Origin of the sequence: Halobacillus locisalis (genome assembly GCF_013694105.1) — a bacterium.
Lineage (GTDB): Bacteria > Bacillota > Bacilli > Bacillales > Halobacillaceae > Halobacillus > Halobacillus locisalis.
Genome location: NZ_JACEFG010000001.1, coordinates 1,203,848 through 1,218,895 on the forward strand (window position 1 = coordinate 1,203,848; position 15,048 = coordinate 1,218,895).

Annotated in this window: 11 protein-coding genes; 3 read left to right on the forward strand and 8 right to left on the reverse strand. The window is 44.1% G+C overall.

Annotated features, from left to right (window positions below):
- The first annotated feature begins 38 nt into the window (after positions 1 to 38).
- Positions 39 to 257 carry a spore germination protein gene (locus H0266_RS06370; protein WP_181471524.1) on the forward strand — a complete coding sequence of 73 codons (219 nt, stop codon included), beginning with the start codon at positions 39 to 41 and terminating at the stop codon, positions 255 to 257.
- Positions 258 to 296: 39 nt separating this feature from the next.
- On the opposite strand, the gene H0266_RS06375 is transcribed toward H0266_RS06370, so the two are convergent.
- The 5 genes from H0266_RS06375 to H0266_RS06395 form a co-directional block, all read right to left on the reverse strand.
- Positions 297 to 581, reverse strand: coding sequence for an HNH endonuclease (locus H0266_RS06375; RefSeq protein WP_181471525.1), 285 nt, complete (start codon positions 579 to 581; stop codon positions 297 to 299).
- Positions 565 to 4,281: a helicase-exonuclease AddAB subunit AddA gene (addA, locus tag H0266_RS06380; protein ID WP_181471526.1), complete on the reverse strand. Its 3,717-nt coding sequence runs from the start codon at positions 4,279 to 4,281 to the stop codon at positions 565 to 567. The genes H0266_RS06375 and addA overlap by 17 nt, the downstream gene beginning before the upstream one ends.
- On the reverse strand, positions 4,281 to 7,781 hold the full coding sequence (addB, locus tag H0266_RS06385; protein WP_181471527.1) for a helicase-exonuclease AddAB subunit AddB: 3,501 nt from the start codon (positions 7,779 to 7,781) through the stop codon (positions 4,281 to 4,283). The genes addA and addB overlap by 1 nt, the downstream gene beginning before the upstream one ends.
- A 209-nt stretch (positions 7,782 to 7,990) precedes the next feature.
- Positions 7,991 to 8,527, reverse strand: coding sequence for a signal peptidase I (lepB, locus tag H0266_RS06390; RefSeq protein WP_181471528.1), 537 nt, complete (start codon positions 8,525 to 8,527; stop codon positions 7,991 to 7,993).
- Positions 8,528 to 8,582: 55 nt separating this feature from the next.
- A complete protein-coding gene (locus H0266_RS06395; RefSeq protein ID WP_181471529.1) occupies positions 8,583 to 9,230 on the reverse strand; it encodes a TVP38/TMEM64 family protein in 648 nt (215 codons plus the stop codon).
- Between the two features lie 194 nt (positions 9,231 to 9,424).
- Here H0266_RS06395 and H0266_RS06400 point away from each other — a divergent pair, with 194 nt between their 5' ends.
- Positions 9,425 to 9,841, forward strand: a complete 417-nt coding sequence (locus tag H0266_RS06400) for a YhjD family protein (RefSeq protein WP_181471530.1) — start codon at positions 9,425 to 9,427, stop codon at positions 9,839 to 9,841.
- On the opposite strand, the gene H0266_RS06405 is transcribed toward H0266_RS06400, so the two are convergent.
- Positions 9,762 to 10,337 carry a competence protein ComK gene (locus H0266_RS06405; RefSeq protein WP_246363659.1) on the reverse strand — a complete coding sequence of 192 codons (576 nt, stop codon included), beginning with the start codon at positions 10,335 to 10,337 and terminating at the stop codon, positions 9,762 to 9,764. The two genes, H0266_RS06400 and H0266_RS06405, sit on opposite strands and share 80 nt — an antisense overlap.
- A gap of 272 nt (positions 10,338 to 10,609) precedes the next feature.
- Between H0266_RS06405 and H0266_RS06410 the strand changes: the two genes are divergently transcribed.
- On the forward strand, positions 10,610 to 11,071 hold the full coding sequence (locus H0266_RS06410) for a DUF3939 domain-containing protein (protein ID WP_181471531.1): 462 nt from the start codon (positions 10,610 to 10,612) through the stop codon (positions 11,069 to 11,071).
- Between the two features lie 661 nt (positions 11,072 to 11,732).
- On the opposite strand, the gene H0266_RS06415 is transcribed toward H0266_RS06410, so the two are convergent.
- Together H0266_RS06415 and lplA are read right to left on the reverse strand one after the other, a co-directional pair.
- Positions 11,733 to 13,271 (reverse strand): fatty acid--CoA ligase family protein, encoded by a 1,539-nt coding sequence (locus H0266_RS06415; protein ID WP_181471532.1) that lies wholly within the window; start codon positions 13,269 to 13,271, stop codon positions 11,733 to 11,735.
- Positions 13,272 to 14,016: 745 nt separating this feature from the next.
- A complete protein-coding gene (gene lplA, locus H0266_RS06420; RefSeq protein ID WP_181471533.1) occupies positions 14,017 to 15,018 on the reverse strand; it encodes a lipoate--protein ligase in 1,002 nt (333 codons plus the stop codon).
- Positions 15,019 to 15,048: the final 30 nt, after the last annotated feature.

A 15,048-nucleotide genomic window follows, 5' to 3' on the forward strand; every position in this document is an offset into this window, starting at 1 on the left:
GTTGACAATACGGACTAAGCCTAAAAAGGAGGCTTACTATGCCTGCAATTGTTGGTCCCGTAAGTATCAATAGTGTCGGAGGCGGTGTCGTCAATTTCGGCGATTCTTTTTACTTGTCACCTAAGAGTTCTGGAAAGACCAGTGCGGGATCGGGTGCCCTGAACACAGGGAATTGGATCATCACGAATAATGGACTGAGTTCTACCAACCCGATCGATCCTGATGTAAACGACCAGAACATCACCGCAAACGCTTAAGTGTAAACATAATAAAAGGAACGCATCTAAGCGTTCCTTTTATCTTTTTCTACGGTTTGATTTTCTAGTGGTAATTCTCTTCTCAGGATCTTGCTTCTTCACCCACCTGATGTATTTCATCATATCAGGGTGATCTTTCAACCGTTCAATCGAGTGATAGAATCCTGCCAACTCCTCGTTCGTAAACAAGGCATGGACTTGCCTATGACAAGCTCCACACAGCATGGCCACTGGCCCGTCCACACCACCATATTCTTTAGGAATCAAATGGTGCTCTGTCGTTCGCACCGGCTCTCTCTTACATAATTCACACACTTTCTCCATCACGCTCAACCTCCACGACCATTGGTCCATTGAAAAAGTAAAGGCTACTACGGTGGACAGGCTGTTTCCATATTTTCTCGAGTGCTGTTTGATACAGTCTAAGCTGCGTCCCATACCGCTGTCTCATTTGATCAGCGAATGTGTCCGGATTTTCTGAGACCGCATCCGATTTGTAGTCGAGGATCATCCAGCCATCCTTATAAGGAATCATGGCGTCGATTACACCTTGTATGAAAACTTTTTCCTCTGTCGGTCCATCCCAGTCTCTATACACTTCATTTGCCGGCAATGTCAGACTGAATGGAACTTCTCGTTCGACCACATCCGCTTCTAAGACCATTCGTCCTACCGTTGTATCGAAGAATGCGGCAATGGCATCAAAATCGACCACATCCGCTTCTTCCCTTGTTAAGACTTCTTTCATTAACAGAACTTCGACAAACTCCTCCACTTCACCCGCTGTCCAAGACTCTTCGAACGGGAGGTGTTGCATGACAGCGTGCATCGCACTCCCTTTTTCGGCTGCTGTCAACTGGTTCCCTTCTTGCATGAACCTTGGGCGCTTCACAATGGGAGCACGGTACGGAACAAGTAATTGATCACTGGAATATTCGTCCTTCGTTTCCCGCTGCCGCTTAATTTCCGATACCGTTTGCTTCGCTCTTGTTCGAGCTGCTTTCTCAAAAGGATATGTGTAGTTTAACCGGGCAATCGTCTCGCTCTCGTTTTCCTCTTCATCTACCTGTTTCCACTGGTTTATCGCTTCTTGAAGTTTAGCATCCCTATGCTCTTTCAGTTCATCCAGGATAGCGAATTCACTGCCATGAACAATCGAAACGCGCCACTCAGATTCGTCTTCTCTAATCTCATCTGCTGTCGCAACGTCAATCCCGCCACGGAGTACATCTGTATGTTGGTGACGAATAAGCGCAGGGCCGACCCAATCTAAATACGATTTCGCCTCAAGCCGATCGTGTGGCGGCAATACCCATTGTTTTTCTTCAACGAATGATTGCCACTTCTCTTGTTTCTTTTCAAAAGATGCCACATTTCCGATCATCACCAGTTTTTCTTTCGCCCGCGTCAGAGCCACGTACAGCACACGCATTTCTTCAGCCAGCAGCTCCCTGCGCTTGGCTTCCTTGAGCGCATGGTACGCAAGGGTCGGATACATGAGCCGCTTATCTGGATCAATATAACGCGTGCCGAACCCGAAGTCTTTGTGAAGCAAGTAACGATTCTTCAAATCCATCATATTGAACTGTTTATCCATCGCCCCTAAAAGAACCATCGGGAATTCGAGTCCTTTACTTTTGTGAATGGTCATGATGCGTACGACGTCTTCTTGTTCCCCTAAGGCGCGTGCCGCTCCTAAATCGTCTCCTCGCTCCTCCATCCGCTCGATAAAACGTAAGAAGCGGAACAGCCCTCTGAACGAAGTCGATTCATACGATCTCGCCCGGTCGTATAAAGCTCGAAGGTTCGCCTGCCTCTGTCTTCCTCCAGGCATGCCCCCGACAAAATCATAGTAGCCGGTTTCGCGGAAGACATCCCAGATCAACTCTGACAACGCCCCTTGTCTCGCACGCTCACGGAAGCTCCCCAGCATTTGAGCGAATTGCTCGACCTTCTTGCCTAACTCGTCATTTGCTTTGTATGACTGAATCGCCTCGTAATACGTCCCTCTTTTTTTAGATAACCTCAAGCGAGCTAACTCATCTTCATTTAAGCCTACAATCGGGGATTTCAACACAGATGCCAGTGGGATATCCTGCATCGGGTTGTCGATGACCTTCATCAAACTCAACATGACTTTGATTTCAATCGCTTCAAAGTATCCTGTCGATAGCTCTGCATAAACAGGAATACCTTGTTGTTTCAATTCATCTACGATGGTTGAAGCCCACGTCATGGAACGCATCAAGATGACAATGTCACGATACTGAACCGGACGTTTCGTTCCTGTCTCTTTGTCCACCACTTCTATAGGCGGTGTCTCACCATGACCAAGCCAATCTCTTATTTTTTTGCCGTAGGCCCGGGCTTCTAACTGAGCTTTTTCCAGGTCCTTATACTCCTCATTCTCTTCATGATCGTCCTCTTTCGACTCTCGATCAATCAAGAAGAGTTCTGCCGCCGTATCACTGCTCGTAAGTTCATCATAGATCGTGTTACTGTAAATGAGCTCCGCTTCTTTCTCATACTCCATTTCGCCGACTTCTTCGTCTAAGACTTGCCTGAAAATATAGTTCGTTGCATCAAGAACTTGCTTACGACTTCTGAAATTGCGGGCTAAATCGATTCGCTCCCCTTGCTGTTCTTCCTGCCCATAGTCTTTATATTTCGTTAAGAATAAGGAAGGTTCCGCATGACGGAAACGATAAATACTCTGTTTGACATCCCCGACCATGAACAAGTTGCCCGCTTCATCACCATCTGTCAATAAACGGAGCAATGTTTCTTGAACAAGGTTTGTGTCCTGGTATTCATCAATCAGCACTTCTGTAAATTGTCTATGGAACCCTTTAGCGACGCTAGAGGGAACTGGTGTGTCTGGTGTGGACGTGTCATCTAATAAAATTTGTAAACAGTAGTGCTCCAAGTCCGAGAAGTCGACGATCGCTTTCTCTTTCTTTCTCTGCTCATATCGAACCTTAAAATCTTTGACTAAAATAGCAAGCTGCTGCATGACGGGATGCAACGCGTGCATGTCTTTCAAATAACTCGCAAGCGAACGGGAGAACCATTCGTCCTTCATCTCATTCCATCGCTTCTTATAGCGATCGCGTATTTTCTTGGCTTTTTCCTTCTTCGCTTCATCGCAATCCATCTTTTTTCTTGATAAAGTGGCAAACTTCGTCCCTGCCATGAAGGTTTGTAACTCTTCCCACGAATGAGCCAATGCACCTCTCGCCTGCTGGACCATTTCAAGATCTGCATCAGCCGTCTCCCCGTATGTATGAGGGCCATCCGGTTCTCTCGTAATATCCAACAGTTGACGCGCTTCTGTTTCCATCGCTTTCAGCTGGCTTTCGACCTCTTTCTTCAACAACACCAACCACGATAGTTGCTGCTCTTCTTCCAAACCCGATACATCATACATGGCTACCATGTCATCAAGCCATGCATCAGGCCATGGATTCTGTGTAGCGAACGTGTAAAGATCGAGCACCAGCTTCTCCACATCCAAGTCACTACGATCACTAGAAAATCGTTCAACCACATCGAAAAATCGCTGCTGTTCTTCTCCTTCTCTGCCGTACCAGTCTTCAAATAAATCTTCCAGCACCTCTTGCTGGATTAAATCGGATTCGACGGTATCGGCAATGCGAAATCCGGGATCTACATCAAGGGTGTACGCATAACGACGCACCACTTCCATACAAAACGAGTGTAACGTTGAAATGGATGCGTTTTGTAACAGGGAAAGCTGTTTCTTCAGATGATGAGAATCCGGATCTTCTTCTAATGCTTTTCCAAGCGCTTGACCGACACGATTCCTCATTTCTTGAGCCGCTGCATTCGTAAAGGTGACCACTAATAACGAGTCAATATCTACAGGGTCCCCTTTGTGCAAAAGCTTTTGGATGATGCGCTCGACAAGTACGGCCGTTTTACCTGAACCTGCCGCAGCGGCAACTAGAATATTGGACCCGTGCGTATGAATCGCTCTGTGCTGTTCATCCGTCCAACTGACCATTAAGACCCCTCCTTCCCTTGAATCATGTTCTTCAGAATATCGTCGTCCTTCATTTCTTGTAGTTTTCGATAATTGTTCTCTTCTAGTGTTGGATCAAACTGGCAAACGGACCTGTATGGGCAGAAGCCACATGCTACTTGTTGTTTCTGTTGATAAGGATTGAGCTCTACTTCTCCATTGGTAATGGTCGTTCCTGCTCTTCCCATCAGCCCACGTACATACTGGTTGATTTCCTTGAATCGATCGGCATCAGCCGTTTTCGAGCTCTTATAGAATCCTCCATTTGCCTTCAACCCAGCTGGAATGATGCGACTTTGCCCTTTTTCAAGACCTGTATCCATCATCTGCACGACATGCTCATTTTCTAATAAAAGTCCTTGCATCTTGAACTTCTTGAAGATTTCTTCTTCGATTTCATTGTCCTTCAACAGTTGATTGCCCGTAATCATTGGGTTGTGCACATGAAAATAAAGAACGCCGGCTGGAGTAGCCGTAGAACCGAGCCATTGCTCTGCGTTACTTAATACCACATCAAGATAGGCGAGCATTTGTAGAGATAGACCGTAATAAACATCCATCAGACTTAAGCCCTTGGCACTTGACTTATAATCTATGATTCGTAGAAACAAGTCATCATCTGTCAATGCGCGGTCGACACGGTCAATACGCCCTCGCAGCATGAGCTCATACCCATTCGGCAGGTCAAGAGCCAGAGGAGGCAATTCTCCTTCTTTACCTGTTCCAAACCCGAGCTCTAACCCAACCGGAGTAAAGTGGCTTTGCCTCGCCTGTTCACTTAGGACGAATGCAGCTCGAGCAATCACCTTTTGCAACTTATTTTGGATGTATTGGTAACGATTCGAACTGCGAAGGATTTGGTTCTGTAAAATCGGAGCCAGCTGATACGTCGCTTTCTCCGCATAATGGTCGGTATCGTTACGGTTCAATTGCGCAAAATTGCGTCCCTCTCCTTGCACCCATTCCGTAATTTGCTTCAATGCCTCGTGGAAAAGCTGTCCGATATCCGGAGCGTCGAGCTTATATGTCCGCCGTTCTTCTAATTGCAAGCTGTGCCTTGCAAAGTATTGGTACGAACAACGATGATATGTCTCTAAACGTGACACGCTCGTCTTCACTTGCTTGTCGAACATCTTCTGTGTGGTTTCTTCCGATAGATGGGATGGTTTATTTTGATAAAAGAGGCTTTGCAGCACTCGATTGGTTAATTGATTCGATTCTTCTTCTTTGATATACCAATTGAGTACGCTCCACCAAACCGGGTCCATTGCATACCCTTTTAAATAGCGAGCCAATTGAGACGTCAATGCGGACCTTGTTTTGGTCGGGTTGGTAATAAACCGTCTAGCATCGTGAAGGTCATCTGGATCTTGGAGCAAGAGGTGGTATTGGCAACTCGGGAACCACTCTTCCACTCGCTGGATGATGGTGGCTGGAATCTTCGACTTCCCCTCTTCATTACTTAACGGATAACTGATCCATAGCCTATCTTGCGGCATGGTCATCGCGAGATACACATAGAAGCGATCATCAAGTAATTGACGGTTACTCCCATCAGCTAAGCGCAAACCCTGCTCTGCGAGCAGCGATCTTTCCTGTTCTGAAATCATGCCATCACTCGGTGGTTTCATCGGCCACATACCATCGGTCACACCAATAAGGAACGAGGCCTTCACTCCTGTCATTCTTGAACGGTCGACGCTTCCGACGACGACGTGATCCATACTCGGAGGAACGTGGGCAAAGGTCAAAGACTCGAGTCCGCTATCCATCGTATCGCGGAACACTTGTAAGGACATGGTTTCCTCTCCAGCCATCTCAACCATTTCATCCAACAGCTGTAAAAACGCATCCCATACTTGTTCCTGCTCACGCCCCCGCTCAATTTCCCCTTTTTCATCATAGTAATTGCGCCACTTCTCCAGTTGCTCAGGCACTCTTATACTTTCCAGCCATTCATACATCGTCCGTGCTTTCTCCTCGATTGTATCTGCCCGTCTAAGTTTCTGATCGAACTCTTCCATCGCATGCCTTACTTGGTTGCGATAGGCATTGATTTTGCGCTGTTTAGCTTTCTCTTCATCTGTTTGAGAGGCTTGTTCAAAACCACGGAAACGTTGGTAGGTCCATTCTTGATCAGAAAACCACTGACTCCTTGAGCGAATACCGTATTCAAGAACATAGTTTTCCAATTCATCAATGGCATCTTCATCCAACGGAAACTCCCGGTCCGTTTTCGGAATAAACCCTGTCTTCAATAATCGGAACATGGCATCGTAACGGAAGTTCCCCTCAATCACGTCCAGGCCTGAGCGAATCAATTCAATCATCGGATGATTCAGCATCGTCCTTTTCTCATCGATAAAAACAGGAATGTTGTAGTCTTCGAACAGCGTTTCAATCAAACTATGATACACATCCGGTTCACGCATCAAGACGGCCATGTCTTTATAGCGATATCCTTCCTCCCGTACAAGCCGGAGCATCTCCTGGGCAACGCCTTCCACTTCCGCTCGAGGATGAACGGCTTCGGCTATTTGAATGGGGACGTGTCCTGTAAAGCCGGGCGCAGGGCGTTCGTCAAAATACTTTTCCAGATGACGGAACGCGGGCTGGTCTTTCATTCGGCCCTGTTGATTGTCTAACTGCTCCACAGGCTCCATAGGGACTCCCGCATTCAAAGCCGTTTCCTGCAAAGATAAGAACGTTTCCTTTGTTTCATGAAACAGATCCAACTCTGGATTGAACCCATTCTCCGGCAACTCTGTTGTCAACGTAACATGGACACGATCCACTTTTTTCAGTAAAGCTTCGATCACCACATATTCTTGAGGGGTAAAGCTATGAAAACCATCAATGTACACTTCCGCTCCATCTAGAAAAGAAGCTTTCGGAATTTTGCTTGCAAGCAGTTGAAGTTGATCCTCACTGTCTATGTATTTCTCACGCAAGGCATCAACGAGACGATCATAAATATAAGCAAGATCATCGAGCTTATCACGAAGTCCTTGCTCTTGGCTTGTTGTATGGACATATTGATCGAGTGCATCCATTTGTGAGTGAAGGTGCTCTGGCTCGATGCGGTATCGCTTGAACTCTGTGATCATCCCTTCTAGCTGCTCGATGAACCCTTGCTTTTCAATCGCTTTTTGAAAAACACGCCAATCAGATGTCCGCTGCTCGACGATTTTTCGTAGCATCATCTGCACTCCTGTAGAGCTGATGAATTTCTTTGTTCCTCCACCTGTTTCTTGCAAAACCCTCCATGCAAGTCTGGAAAAACTGAATACTTGAGCTCGTATCGAACCTTCCAGTCCATCCCTTTTCAACAACGCATACTCTTGCTGAAATGTCATCTGGTCCGGAACAATATATATAATAGACGCCCCTCGTGGGTTTTCCTTCAATTTCGCTTCCATTTCATCCAAACACAGAGTGCTTTTACCTGCGCCAGATCGCCCCATCAAAACTCGCATGCTCATTCTCATTGCTCCTCTCTTTATGTACACGTATCACACTCAACTACCTTTAGTTTACCATTTTTCTGGACCTTCTGATAAGAAAAGAGAAGCAGCCCTGTAAGAGTCGAATCTATAGACCGACATACACAAGACCTGTTGAACGGTATCTTCTTACACCTCAAAAAAACACTCTTCAACCTTAGGTGAAAGAGTGTTTCTCTGCTATTCTATTAAAACTGTAACGCCATCTGAGAAAATGGCCAATAACGGACGTCCACTTTCCCTACAACGGTATCAATCGCAACGAACCCAAAGTAACGACTATCCAGGCTATCACGACGATTATCTCCCATTACAAAGATGTGCCCCTCTGGAACACGGTCCATTTCTGTCACTTCCTGCAAAGTGAAATCATTCGTGAAAGGCTTTCCATCATTTGGCCTTAATGGATCTAGGTATTGTTCAGGAACATATCGCCCGTTTACGTATAGTTGATCATCTCTAAACTCAATTTGATCTCCCCCGACACCAATGACCCGCTTTACATAGTCTTCTGTTTCGTTCGCATGAAAGACGATGACATCGTGCCGATTGACTTGTTGCCAATCATAAACGACTTTGTTGACCATTAATAAATTGCCATCATAAAGGGTGGGCTCCATGGATTCACCATCGACAATGTAACTCGCAAACAAATAAGAACGAAGCACAAAAGCAAGCAATAAGGCGAACAATACCGTACGGATGATTTTGCGATATTTTTTCATAGTTTAATCCTCCAGGTGTTGTTTCTATCAACATTTTACCCCTATAGGATTGAACTTAATCACTTGAGTACGTTCGATACTCTGCTTTTTTCTTCATTCGAGTTTCGAAATACTTACCAATCATCCAAAACAGGAAAATACACACCCCTACAACAATAGACTTCACTGGGTTTTGAGCGAATGATGCAATGCTGCTCCCCACGTAAGCGATCGTGAAAATCATGACGGATTTGCCCAGTAACACAGCAAGAATAAATTGTTGCTTGCTTACATTAGAGAGTCCTGACACAACATTAATAATCGATGAAGGAGAGAAAGGGAAGCACATCAAAAGAAACAATGGACCAAAGCCATGCTCCTCTACCCAGGTCATGACCCGACGCACTTGTCTCTGTTTCGTAATAAACCGAAAGAAGCGTTTGTCCCCTAATTTACGAATAATAAGAAAGACACAAATAGCGCCAATGACGGAACCGATCCACGAATAAAGAAAGCCTTTCAGTAATCCATAGACGACTGAATTAGCTAATACAAATGCAACGAGAGGTAAGATTGGCAAAAAAGCCTCTAACATAGGCAATAATATGCCTGGTAAAGGCCCAAAGCTTTCCAACTGCTCCAGTTGATATATGACATAATCAAAGAGCTGATCGTTCTCAGCCATTTCTTTCCACCGATCTATATTTACAGATAATTCGCGCATGCGAGGGGACTCCTTCTAGCTTTTTCCTCCATTTTATACGAAAGCCAGGCTTATGCCTAGCTGAACCACTTACATACAGTCTCTCCATAATTTCCAATTGTAACCTTTTTTCAAAACTTCCTTGCATAATTGGAGGTCCAGCGTGGTATAATACATAACAAGAACAAACGTTCGTATTTTTGGAGGAGAATAACATGCGGAACTTAAAACAGAAAGAGTTAGATCTTGCTACCCGCTATTTATTTCTATCCATGGCTATTGTCGTCATTAAACAAGACAGAAAACACTTCGATATCGGTAAGTTCAAGATCAAAGAACCCTACATGGAGCTATTAGGAAAAATGGAACTGGAAGCAAGAAAAGAGCGGAAGGAGCTCAAAGCTGAAATGGATCGCCTTCAACTTCAAGTAGTGGAGTCAGGACGAAACGATTCATTCACCTCCTTCCTTTTTTTAGCCAGTGGATATGAGGAAAAGCGCAATTACTTCAACCCTGCAATCAGAAAAAAAGTGGAGAGCATATTGTTCGAGCTTATGAGAAAGTCTCAGCGACCCTCTCGTGGGGGATATCAGCAGCGGATGGCAGCGTCCGTAGACGATCTTCAAGGATGACACGGAAGTGGGCTGTTCGTTGGACCTGATTAGCAATCATACCATGAGACACAGGAACATTGATTGAGGTTCCGTTCGAGAATTGTATCGTAGTGGTTTGGTCAGATTCTCCATGATAAGACCGAATGAACTTATGCGCAATCCAACTGCAATCTTTACGCTTTGGGGAAATGATAGGGAAGAAATAAATTCTCATCGCTTCGGAAATGACAATCGGAGGTTTGTGTGTGTAGCCTGTCATCTGTTTTGTTCCTGATATTCGACCATCCAAACTGCTTGCAAAGTAGCGGCAGGAATCATCTACAACCTGGCTTGGACATTTTTCAATCTCAAAACTTCCTTTAGATTCCACCACTTCTGTCATAACTCGTCCATGCTGATCGTATTTTGCAATTAAAGCCATCGTTTCCGGGTTGATCTCGTACTCTTTCTTTACAACGTATTCCATCCGCTTCAACATCCTTTCGGTATCAGGTGGCGGCAGTCCTTCATCCATCGGCGCCCGCCGCTCATCCCCTTAAATTTACCAAACATTAGCGGAAATGTCTAAACTTTCTTACAAAAATATGAACCTACTTCCTATCTCTGTTATACTACAAACACATACTTCTTTTTACCTACTCGGTTCACAATCCGATTCTCTTTTCTCCTCACGGCCAAAATCTGGGTTGAGAAGAGTGAAAAATTCCAACTCCGGCTGAATTCTAGCGGGTTGATCCATACACAGCACCACCTATTCTACCATATTTCCTAAAAGGAGGGGTTAAGATGTGGAAGCGAAAGAAAAAGAAAACGGACTTAGGTAAACATCCACTGGAAACAAAGGACCTTTCAATCAATGAAATCCGAAAAGCCATTCATGCCTTCTCAGACCAGAAGCCTGCACATGTTCCATTAAGCGTCCTTATTCATGAAGATTTGACTCTTGACTATGATTTGCTCGCCCCTTATCTCCACGCTCAACCGAGCCGCCCGTTTTACATGTCGAGGGAAACCTACGAACTGTTTGAAGAAAGTGATTATGAACTAGCGAAAGAAATCGATATCGTCCAACGTGCCGTTGATGAGTACATGAAGCAGCAACAAGAAGCCCCTGTCATTGATGACGACCCATACAAACGGATAAATTATTATAAGCTGAAACGGCTTGACTTGTTACACGAACGTCCAGAAAGAGAATACTATTTAACCAAAGAAGAATTTATGATTACCTATAAGAAGCCAAAATAAATGGAAGTCTCAATCAATACTGGCATTAAGGATGGTAAGGCGAGATAAAAAAAGGACCAATGCTCACGTGAGCATTGGCCAAAGAGACGACTGGTTAACTTTTGAGTGAGGGAATAAAATTTGAAAAAGTTCTTCCTTCGAAGAGCTTTTTCTCGAAAAACACTCTTCAGTAATAGTTCATTACTGACCTATTTATGACAACCAGATCATAAATAGCAATTGAGATCAATAAGCATCATCGCTTATCTGTTTCTTATTGTAGTATATTTCTCCACATCCTTCACCGAAAGATTTTTGCGGAAGACCGCAACACGTTGCAAACTTGTTAGTTTATGACATGCATACCTCTTCACGTTCCCCTTTAGCATATGCTGCGTCACTACGTCCCCTCTTATTTCTCAGTATTCAGTATGAATGAGAAAACACTCATCTTTTGTTCCCATCCTCCATTTTAATAAGCAGATGCTGACGGTGTTTGCGGACGTTCGCAGCATTCGCGAAAGATATTGGCAGATCCCACACTCCCACATCTTTCACACTACAGAAAACGAGATCTTTCATGGTTGTAAAGACTCTTTGGTAATCACACTATTCCCTCAACTCTAGAAGATGATCGCTTGCTAAAAAACAACCCCTACGAATAGGAGTTGTTTCAACATCATTATGATTGAGCTAATTTCTCACGTAAGTTCTTACGAAGAATCTTTCCGGTCGTATTCTTCGGAAGTTCTTCCATGAACTCTACTTTTGAAGGAATCTTATACTTGGCTAAATGGGCGCTACAATAGTCGATGACACCCTGTTCGGTGAGTGACGGATCGTCGACAACGATGAAACTGATGACCGATTCTCCGAGTTCAGGGTGAGGAGCGCCCACAACCGCGACTTCGCTTATGTTTGGATGGTCATATAACACTTCCTCCACTTCACGTGGATACACATTGTATCCGCCAACGAGAATCATATCTTTTTTACGATCCACGATATAGAAGTATCCTTCATCATCAACGCGCGCCATATCACCCGTATATAACCATCCTTCTTTAATTGTGACAGCTGTCTCTTCAGGCATCTTGTAATACCCTTTCATAACGTTCGGACCTTGGACGACGAGTTCGCCTACTTCCCCAACCGGAACTTCTTCACCTAATTCATCGACGATTTTATTTTTTACGTTTCGAATGTTCTGACCGATTGAACCTGCCTTCCGAGGTCGATCAAGCGGATTGAATGCTGTTACAGGAGAAGCTTCTGACAATCCGTACCCTTCAGAAACACGTACATTGAACTGCTCTTCAAACGCGTTCAATAACGCTACTGGCAGCGATGAACCTCCTGATATGCATAGACGCATGTTTCGGAACGTGTCCACTTGCTCTTTTCCTGTTTGCAACAGATAATTGTACATCGTAGGCACACCAGCAAAAACGGTTGCTTTCTGCTCTTCTGCAATACCAAAAACATCCTGCGGTGAAAACTTAGGTACTATTAATACCGTACCACCGTTCATTACTGGTGCATTTAGAGCAACCGTCAAGCAGAACACATGGAACATTGGCAACGTAGCAATCACTCGATCTTCAGAAGAAAAACTAAGATAGTCAGCGACATCGCTCGCGTTGGAGTAGATGTTCTGATGAGTCAACATAGCTCCCTTCGGCTTCCCGGTCGTCCCTGATGTGTATAAGATAACAGCTACATCGTCTCTATTCAAAGCAGGCTTGTCGTAAGTTAAGCTACCTGCCGCAACAGACTTTGTAAACGATTTCATTTTTCCCACTAACGAAGAGGAGTCTAAATCAATACCAGACCCTGTGTCGCCAACAAAATAATGCCCTACATTTAAATGAGAATCCATATGCTCAAATTTTTCGAATAACATGTCCATCGTGATGACGACTTTAACGTCCCCGTTTTTTAAAATGTAACTCATTTCATCAACCGTGTATGTTGGATTAATCGGAATAACTGTCATTCCTGCTCTTAAAGCACCATATAGTCCAATCATAAATAGAGGACTGTTCCCACTGACCAAAGCTACATGATCTCCCTTGCCGTAACCCATGTCCGTTAAAGTCGATGCAAATTTAGTGACTGATGCATCAAACTCCTGGTAACTCACGCCTCCTCCTTGGAATATGTAAGCTTCTTTCTTTGGATTCTCAAGAGCCGTCTTCTCTAGCTGATCACTAATATTCATTTGTTGCCCCTCCCTATAATGAATGAATAGTCATTCATTATATTAGTTTAAATATTCTTTTTTATTATAAAATACTGAAAATTATTTATCAATCTTTCTATTTCCATTTCCTTCTTCAACCTTCATGATACTCCCCCATATCTTAAAGACTCAGTTTTCGTATAGTTTGATGATTTCCGTTGCCTAGAGTAGTGTTCGAAGGGACGGGAAATAACTCGCTTTCCGTGGGCATGTGCTGAGCTTCCTCAGGCTTCGCCTTGCGGGATCTCACCGATCATGTACATCCCACAGGAGTCTCGCCATTTCCCGACCCTTCTTACTTTTATTTGGAGAACGGAAACATCTGATGAGCTGGTTAACCTCAAATGAAAGCCGGATGTTCTGATATATTGCTAGCTAGCGCATTGTTCGATAGATCAGACGCACCTACACATTGAGGGGTCGTTCCTCTCTATATCGAAAAGGGGTGGTTTTAAAACAGCGAGACTCCCGCGGGAGAAGGACCCAGGCGATACCCAAAGGGAGTGTGAATCGACGACCGAGGAGGCTTGCCGGTTCCCCCGCAGGAAAGCGAGTTGTTTCAAAACAACCCCCCTACTCCTAGTAAGGTGACGAACCCTATACATCTCAGAATCGAGTGTTCAAAATTACTGCCCGATTCTTGAAGAAATTTATAAACTAAAAAACCCTTCGTGCCTGAGTGAATTTCACTCTCAGACACGGAGGGTTTCTGTGCTTGTTTGGCTTAATAAAGCATGTCTATGAAATCTTCTTTGGTAATCTTCCCTAGATAATGCGAGACATCTAAGTCCCCAATGGCATCAGACAAGGCTTTACGTTCATATTGTGTACCAATGAGACGTTCTTCAATTTCGCTGATATCCCCGACACCGAAGAAATCTCCATATATCTTCGCGTTTTGAACGTAGCCTTTTGTCACGTCCAGACGGATATCGTAGGTGCCGGCACCTTCTATTCTTTTATTTTGCTGAATATTGAATTTCGGTGATTTCCCGTAGTTCCAATCCCAATTTTTGTAGCGTTCTTCTGCTAACTTATAGATATTTTCCCAGTCTTCCTTGGTCAGTTTGTACTGAGGTACATCTTTAACGTCTTCAACATCAAAGATATAGCGAAGAATAAGATCTTTGAACTCTTCCATTGAAACTTCTTCATTTAGAAATTCAGAAATATTCGCCACGCGGCTGCGAATCGATTTGATTCCTTTCGACTTGATTTTTTCTGTTTTTACATTTAGTGCAGAAACAACATTCTCAATTTCAGAGTCGAGCATGAGCGTTCCATGACTGAACATGCGGCCTTTTGTTGAAAATTGAGCATTACCTGAGATTTTACGACCATCTTCTGCGACGATATCATTTCGGCCTGATAACTCGGCATTGACACCTAATTTTTTCAACGCTTCCGTTACGGGTTCTGTAAATTTAGCGAAGTCATGAAAACTGTCACCATCGTCTTTAGTAATAAAGCTGAAGTTCAAGTTTCCTAAATCATGATACACCGCTCCACCGCCTGATAGGCGCCTGACCACCTGGATGTTGTTCTCTTCCACATAGTTGGTATTGATTTCTTCCACAGTATTTTGGTTCTTACCAATGATAATCGATGGCTCATTGATATAGAAAAGTAAGTACGTTTCGTTGATATCGAGGTTCTTCAAGGCATATTCCTCGATAGCTAAATTGATCCTTGGGTCATTAATTCCCTCATGATCGATGAAAAGCATGTATAACTCATCCTTTCTCTATAAATTATC